1 pseudogene is annotated in these 397 nt (G+C 77.1%); it reads right to left on the reverse strand.

Annotated elements, in window-relative coordinates:
- Nucleotides 1-397: pseudogene (locus BZL64_RS40670) on the reverse strand (hydrolase); the annotation flags it as partial.

Consider the following 397-nt stretch of genomic DNA (forward strand, 5'->3'; position numbering starts at 1 on the left):
GGGTCGGCGGTGGAGGCGTCGGTGTCCGGGGCGGGGGCCGCGGTGTCGTCGCCCGAGGAGGCGGAGTCACCGCCGGAGAGGGCGGACCACAGGACGAGCGGAAGGACGACCAGGCCGCTGACGGTGAGCACGGCGACGGCGAGGTTGCGGCGGCGGACACGACGGGCCGCCTTGTTCGCCGAACGGCGGGAGCCGGGACGGGCGTCCTGGCCGGAGCGGGAGCCGGAGTCGGACCCGTGGCGGGAGCCGTCGTGGGGTTCCGTGCCCGGTGCCGGAACCGCTACGGGCTCGCGCTCACCCGTTCCGGTCGCGCCGAGGCGTGCCCTGCGGGCCGTCCCCTCGGTGAAGGCCTCCTCGGTGAACGCCTCGCCGACGGAGGCCAGATGCCGCACGGGCG

The sequence above is a fragment of the Streptomyces bobili genome (genome assembly GCF_002154575.1).
Taxonomy (GTDB): Bacteria; Actinomycetota; Actinomycetes; order Streptomycetales; family Streptomycetaceae; genus Streptomyces; species Streptomyces bobili.